Origin of the sequence: Bacteroides sp. 2201st1_D9_2201SCRN_220225 (assembly GCF_040928965.1) — a bacterium.
Lineage (GTDB): Bacteria > Bacteroidota > Bacteroidia > Bacteroidales > Bacteroidaceae > Bacteroides > Bacteroides stercoris.
In genome coordinates this window covers 24,948-31,989 of sequence record NZ_JBCODG010000052.1, presented here as the reverse complement: position 1 = coordinate 31,989, position 7,042 = coordinate 24,948, and the positions used below count along the sequence as shown (strand labels likewise).

Sequence of the window (7,042 nt, the reverse complement as noted above, 5' to 3'; positions counted from 1 at the left end):
ACAGAGCTTTCTTCCTGTTCAGACTGGCGAAAATTTATGCATAAGCTATGAATCCCTCAGGTTTTTACGTTGACCCAAAAAATAAGATTTCCGATTTAGATAAAGAGCATAAAAAAAGCTTCATAAATCAATGATTTACAAAGCCTTAGATGAGTACTCGAAGCGGGACTTGAACCCGCACAGCCATTACTGGCCAAAGGATTTTAAGTCCTTCGTGTCTACCATTCCACCATTCGAGCATCCTCAAAAAAGGAGAGCGGAAAACGAGACTCGAACTCGCGACCCTAACCTTGGCAAGGTTATGCTCTACCAACTGAGCTATTTCCGCAGGTTTCTGGAGAACGGGTGCAAAGATAAACAGTTTCTACGTTACAGCCAAACTTTTTACCGGAAAAAAGTTAAATAAATAGGGATGTACGATATTAACCAGACTGTCATTAATACGTTTATACCCTAAACAGAGAAAGCCAACATCGTACACCACAAGCAGTTAATCAATTATGATTACCGGCCGAGCAACGTTTTTTCGGCCTGTTCCATTACCTCAAAATTAAAGCCGTCCACAACTTTCTGCATCAAACCGGATATTTCATCATTGCAGAGGTTGCCGATACTGCCTTCGTGCGTATGATGCACTGTCTTGTCATGAGAGAAATTGCCAGCCTCAATGTCCAGACCGACCTTCTTATAAGCATCTCGGAACGGCATGCCTTCGCGCACCAGACGGTTTACCTCTTCCACGCTGAAAATAAGCAGGTACTTATCGTCATCCAGAATATGTTCGTTCACTTTGATTTCATTCATAATATAGGTCGTCATCTGCAAACAATCCTTCAACTCCCGGAAAGCAGGCAGGAATACTTCCTTAATAATCTGCAAATCGCGGAAATACCCGGAAGGCAGGTTATTGGCTATCATCATTATCTGCTGGGGCAATGATTGCAGTTTGTTGCATTTAGCACGTGTCAGCTCAAACACATCCGGATTCTTCTTATGCGGCATTATGCTCGAACCGGTAGTACAGTCATCGGGCAGTTTCACAAATCCGAAGTTCTGGCTGTTGAACATACAGGCATCGAACGCAAGCTTGGAAACGGTGCCCGCAATGCTTGCCAGCGCAAAAGCCACGTTACGCTCCATCTTACCGCGTCCCATCTGGGCATACACCACATTATAATTCAATGAATCGAAGCCCAACAGCCGGGTAGTCATTGTACGGTTCAAAGGGAAAGATGAGCCATATCCGGCAGCAGAACCCAACGGATTGCGGTTGCACATTTTAAAGGCGGCTTGCAAAAACAGCATATCATCCACCAGACTCTCGGCATAAGCGCCAAACCACAGTCCGAACGACGACGGCATCGCTATCTGCAAGTGGGTATAACCCGGCATCAATACATCTTTATAACGTTCGCTCTGCATGACGAGCACATGGAAAAGCTGTTCTACAGCCTCGGCTATGTCCCTTATCTCCGCACGGGTAAAGAGCTTTAAGTCGAGCAGCACCTGGTCATTACGGGAACGTCCGCTATGAATTTTCTTTCCTACATCACCCAATTTACGGGTCAGCATCAATTCCACCTGAGAGTGAACATCCTCTACCCCCTCTTCTATCACAAACTCCCCGCTCTCAGCAGTTGCGTAGATATTCTTCAACTCCGCAAGCAGCAGGGACAATTCTTCTTTTGTCAGCAAACCGATACTTTCCAGCATCGTGATATGTGCCATGGAACCCAACACATCATGCTTTGCCAGATAAAGATCCATCTCACGGTCACGTCCCACCGTAAAACGCTCTATATCCTTATTTACCTGAACGGACTTTTCCCAAAGTTTCTGAGCCATAAGATTTAGTAATTAATAATTAATCAGCGACAAAGTTTCCGCCATTTTCTCCAATCCTTCCTGCAAAGGTTTCTGCACCATGGTTTTCATAAACGGATTCAACTCCATTCCGATGGTAAGCTTCATTTTACATTCCGTCTCCGTAACGGGCACTATCTGTATCCACAGGTTAAAGGGCAGAGGCGAGGTGGTTGTTGCAAACTTGATGCACTTGCAAGGCTCTTTCTCTACAATCTGTAATACTATTTTCCCAACCGGCGGTACTTCTATCGACAATGTTTCCGCATCGAAACTCAAATTCTTCACTTTGTCCTGCGGCAGGCGGTCTTTCACTTTCTCCAAATTGCTAAAGTCTGAAAGCTTCTCATAAACAGCTTTTTGCGAAGCAGGTATCACCTTTACCGCACTTTCAAATTTAGTCATAATACAATGGTCTTTAAAAGACAAAAAGAACTATCCGGACAGCAACTATCCGAATGGCTCTTTTGTCATAATCTATCATTATGTAAAATAAGTCTTATTTTCCGGCTTCCCAATGCGCGGGGTCTTTACGCCATTCGTTCAGCGTAGGCACATCTTCCTCTTCGATGTAACCGGTGCGAAGGGCAACTTCCATCACTGCTTCGTAATTGGTCAATGTCGCCAAAGGAACTTTTGCATCCTTGAATGCTTTTTCTGCAATGGGGAATCCATATGTGTAAGCGGCAACCATACCGATTACTTCGCATCCGTCGCGACGGATGGCTTCAACAGCTTTCAAACTGCTTCCGCCGGTAGAAATCAAATCTTCTACCACCACCACTTTCATACCCGGACGAAGTTCACCTTCTATCAGGTTCTCCAAACCGTGGTCTTTCGGGGTAGAGCGTACATATACAAACGGCAGGTTCAACGCATCCGCCACCAATGCACCCTGGGGAATAGCTCCCGTAGCAACACCGGCAATGGCATCAACCTGACCGAAACGTTCCAGAATCAGACGTGTAATTTCCACTTTCACGAAATTACGGAGAGAAGGATATGAAAGAGTCTTACGGTTATCACAGTAAAACGGGGATTTCCATCCTGACGCCCAGATAAACGGGTTAGCGGGTTGTAGTTTAATCGCCTTAATCTTCAGCAACTTCTCTGCAAACAATCTTTCTAAAGTTTTCATAGCCAAACTAACTATTATGATAAATATGTCGCAAAAATACAGAAAGCTGACGAGAATAAAAAAGAATACGGATAAATTTTATTCCAATTCGTCATTTTCATCAGAAAGCGTAATACAGTGGCGGATATCTTTCATTTCGAACCCCCGACTCAAAGCAAAACGCACCAGTTTATTGTTCAGTTCGTACTCATTCTCCGCATGCACGCTCTTGCGCTTTACCGCCAGCAAATTATCCAGCACGGCAAGATATTCATCCTCGTCGATTTCATTCAGGTAACGGTAAAATACACTTTGGGGAATTTTCTTCAGTTGAAGCGCCTGCCCTATCTTTATCTTCCCCCATTTGGCGAAGCGGTACTTATCATGAATGAAGGCACGGCAAAAACGTTCCTCATCAATATATTTCTCCTGTTCCAAACGGTTGATTATGCGGTCTATGGCATCATAGGGAATACCCCAACGCTGCAACTTCTCCGTAACTTCCGCACGGCAATGCTCCGCAGTGGAGCAATAAGCAGCCACACGGCTTAAAGCATCTGTTTCTGTAATTTCTATCATCGTTCTGCGATTACTATTCGGTCATTTCCGGAAATATCTTTCAACACCCGTAGATTGGTGTACCCCTGTGCGCGAAGCATCGTTGCCGTAGCTTCCCCGAACGCACGGTTTATCTCAAAATAAAGTCTGCCGCCGGACGCCAGCATACTCTTGCCCAACTCTGCAATGCGCCGGTAAAAAAGCAGCGGATCATTATCCGGAACAAACAATGCCGAAAAAGGTTCCCAGTCCAAGACATTGCGCTCCATTTCCTGCTTTTCCGATTCAGTGACGTATGGCGGATTGCTGACAATCACATCATACCGTTCCCCGCTGCCGGGAACATACGCCAGCACATCCCGCTGTACAAAACACACGGATGCCTGCAATGCCTCATTATTGCGGCGGGCTATGCGGAGGGCAGTGTCCGAAATGTCCCATGCCGTCACTTTGGCATCCGGCAGCATCTTGGAGAGAGAAATGGCAATGCAGCCGCTCCCCGTCCCAATGTCAAGAATACGGGCTCCGGACGGAACTTCCTTCAGCATCACCTCCACCAGCTCCTCCGTTTCCGGACGGGGAATCAGCACGCCGGGGGCCACATGGTAGGAGCGTTCCAGAAAACGGGCGGTGCCCTGCACATACTGTATCGGCTCGAAATTACGCAAGCGGGCAAGAATGGTGTCTAAATCCTGCATCTCTTTTGGGGATAAAATCATATCTTTGCCCAGGTAATAATCGACCGCAGTCTGCCCCAGCATTTCGCAACAGACAATGCGGGACAGATTGGCAGCTTCTTGCGCAGAGTAACTCTCCTGCAAAGCATGGCGGATATGAGAAACGGAAACAGTCATAACATTCGGCATTTCGGGCTGCAAAAATAGTGGAAGTTTAAGAGTAATACAAAGTATGGAAGAAGAAAAATACATGCGCCGCTGCATTCAGTTAGCCCAAAACGGGTTATGCAATGCAGCCCCCAACCCGATGGTGGGCGCAGTAATCGTATGCGACGGAAAAATTATCGGCGAGGGATACCATGTGCGTTGCGGCGAAGCGCACGCCGAAGTCAATGCAATCCGCTCCGTAAAAGACCCCTCGTTGCTGAAGCGTTCTACAATCTACGTCAGTCTGGAGCCTTGTGCCCACTACGGAAAAACACCGCCCTGCGCCGACCTTATCATAGAGAAAGAGATTCCGCGCATCGTAATCGGCTGCCAGGACCCGTTTGCCAAAGTAGCAGGACGGGGAATCCGGAAGCTGAAAGATGCAGGACGGGAAGTCATCACCGGGGTGCTGGAAGATGAATGCAGAAGTCTAATCCGGCGTTTTATCACGTTTCATACCCTTCATCGCCCCTACATTACCCTGAAATGGGCGGAGTCTGCCGACAAATACATCGATAAGAACCGTGAGGACGGGCAACCGGTCATTCTATCCACCCCCCTGACATCCATGCTTGTGCATAAGAAACGGGCAGAGCACAATGCCATCATGGTAGGTACACGTACGGCAGAGCTGGACAACCCCAGCCTGACCGTACGGAACTGGCAAGGCCGGTCGCCAGTACGAATCGTAACAGACAGACAGTTGCGGCTGTCTCCCAAGCTGCGTGTATTCGATGGAAATGTCCGCACACTTGTGTTCACCGAAAAACCGTGCCAGCCACAGCCCAACGTTGAATACATCCCCATTGACTTCCAACGGAATATACTGCCGCAAATCATGGAACACCTGTACATGCAGGGACTACAATCTCTGTTAGTCGAAGGCGGAAACATCCTGTTACAGTCCTTTATCGATGCGGAATTATGGGATGAAGCCTTTGTCGAAGAAAGTCCTTTAACGCTATTATCCGGTATCAAGGCACCAGAAATTGGCAATAAAGCGCCCTGTACCAACGAAGTTTATTTCGGCAGGAATTTCCGGCATTACAGCGCCACAAGATTAGGCTAACAGCCTTATTCAAGGGCATTTTTATCGAGAAAAACAGCCATATTATCTATAATTTTATATAAAACTTGCCGATAAAGCTGTTTATAGAAAAAAATGTTCCTATTTTTGCAACTTGTAAATAAACACTATCTTTCAAATGAGAATAAAGTTTTTAGCTATAATCGCAAGTTTTCTTTTTGTATCAATCGCAATAAGCTCGTGCCTGGACTCTGACGACACGGTAGAACTAAGTTCCGATGCAACGGTACATGCTTTTGGCATTGACACGGTATACGGCAAACATTATAAATTCACGATAGACCAGTTAAGAAGAAAAATCTACAACCAGGATTCATTGCCTATAGGAGCAGATACGATTATCGACCGCATATTGATTGACACGTTCACCGTAAGCGGCTGGATTACTTCAAGAGATGAAATGAATAGTATCAGCGGTGATACGATATTCAACAGAGCCGACTCGGTAAATCTTACGAAAGCCATAAACACCGAAAACGGGATGAAATTCAAAATACATGCCCCGGACGGCTTTACCGTAAATGAATATTCCCTTGAAATCAGAGTACACAAGCAGGATCCGGACTCCTTAGTGTGGGATGAGATGGGAAGTGCACCGACACTTTCAGGTGAGCAAAAGGCCATCCTATTCAACAACGAGCTGTGGGTATTTACACAATCTGCGGCACAGAAAACACAGACAAGAGCAGGTGCATATTGGCTGGACACAGAAGAAACATACGGCTGGGATGCAGTGTCCGGAGCTAAACTTCCCGACAATGCAAAACTGGAATCCCTCGTCTGCCTGAAATACAAAGACGGAGAAAATGAGAAACAAAGACTTTACATCGTGACAGAAGACGGTACGGCACATTCTTCCGATGACGGAATAAATTGGACACCAGCCAATTGGGAAGGGAACAACAATATCCGGACACTGATTGCCGGTTTTACCGATGTGCTGACTGTCGTTACCTCAAACGGTGAAGTTTACACAGTTGACAATCAAGGCAACAAGACAGAGGGAAATATGGGTAAGGCAGAGGCTGACTTTCCTACATCACATATCTACTCCACCAACTTTGACAGCAACAATCAGTCACAGGCAATGGTAGTGGGTCGTACCGTTAATGACGTTCAGCAAACCATTCCCTGGGTTTCTTCCAACGGCAAAGACTGGTATTCATTGGCAAACACCAGTTCCTATGATGTGTATTGTCCGAAATTTGCCAATCCTGCCGTAATGTACTATGGTGAGAACTTTTATATCTTCGGCAGCAAAGATGAAAACAAGCTTGATGCCATTTATTCTTCCGTTGACGGTATTTCCTGGCGTGAGCCTCAAAGAAAATTCTTGTTACATAAAGATATGACAGATATAACTGCTCCCTATTCCATTGTTGCAGACAGCCCTTATATATGGGTTATCTTCGGCGGAAACGGAACAGATGCTGCCGTTTGGCGCGGACATCTCAACAAGCTGATGCCAGTCAGGGTGCAATAAATTCATTATTTCTGTTTCCTTTATATATAAAAGTATAAAACGAGAATAGT

At 46.0% G+C, this 7,042-nt stretch carries 7 protein-coding genes and 2 tRNA genes; 2 read left to right on the top strand and 7 right to left on the bottom strand.

Annotated elements, in window-relative coordinates; translation table 11 throughout:
- Nucleotides 1–154: 154 nt before the first annotated feature.
- From AB5903_RS15730 to prmC, 7 genes are all read right to left on the bottom strand, one after another.
- Nucleotides 155–239 (bottom strand) — tRNA-Leu (locus AB5903_RS15730).
- A 16-nt stretch (nucleotides 240–255) separates the two neighbouring features.
- A tRNA-Gly gene (locus tag AB5903_RS15725) sits at nucleotides 256–328 on the bottom strand.
- 176 nt (nucleotides 329–504) lie between these two features.
- A complete protein-coding gene (gene argH, locus AB5903_RS15720; RefSeq protein ID WP_005652845.1) occupies nucleotides 505–1,845 on the bottom strand; it encodes an argininosuccinate lyase in 1,341 nt (446 codons plus the stop codon).
- 12 nt (nucleotides 1,846–1,857) lie between these two features.
- Nucleotides 1,858–2,268, bottom strand: a complete 411-nt coding sequence (locus AB5903_RS15715) for an SRPBCC family protein (protein WP_368118009.1) — start codon at nucleotides 2,266–2,268, stop codon at nucleotides 1,858–1,860.
- A 94-nt stretch (nucleotides 2,269–2,362) separates the two neighbouring features.
- A complete protein-coding gene (gene pyrE, locus AB5903_RS15710) occupies nucleotides 2,363–3,001 on the bottom strand; it encodes an orotate phosphoribosyltransferase (protein WP_272709929.1) in 639 nt (212 codons plus the stop codon).
- A 78-nt stretch (nucleotides 3,002–3,079) separates the two neighbouring features.
- Entirely contained in the window at nucleotides 3,080–3,559 is a 480-nt protein-coding gene (locus AB5903_RS15705; RefSeq protein WP_005652850.1) for a regulatory protein RecX, read from the bottom strand.
- A complete protein-coding gene (prmC, locus tag AB5903_RS15700) occupies nucleotides 3,556–4,392 on the bottom strand; it encodes a peptide chain release factor N(5)-glutamine methyltransferase (protein ID WP_272709928.1) in 837 nt (278 codons plus the stop codon). The genes AB5903_RS15705 and prmC overlap by 4 nt, the downstream gene beginning before the upstream one ends.
- 55 nt (nucleotides 4,393–4,447) lie before the next feature.
- Between prmC and ribD the strand changes: the two genes are divergently transcribed.
- Both ribD and AB5903_RS15690 read left to right on the top strand, forming a co-directional pair.
- Nucleotides 4,448–5,491, top strand: coding sequence for a bifunctional diaminohydroxyphosphoribosylaminopyrimidine deaminase/5-amino-6-(5-phosphoribosylamino)uracil reductase RibD (gene ribD / locus AB5903_RS15695; RefSeq protein ID WP_005652852.1), 1,044 nt, complete (start codon nucleotides 4,448–4,450; stop codon nucleotides 5,489–5,491).
- Nucleotides 5,492–5,627: 136 nt separating this feature from the next.
- Nucleotides 5,628–6,992 (top strand): DUF6242 domain-containing protein, encoded by a 1,365-nt coding sequence (locus AB5903_RS15690; RefSeq protein WP_272709927.1) that lies wholly within the window; start codon nucleotides 5,628–5,630, stop codon nucleotides 6,990–6,992.
- Nucleotides 6,993–7,042: the final 50 nt, after the last annotated feature.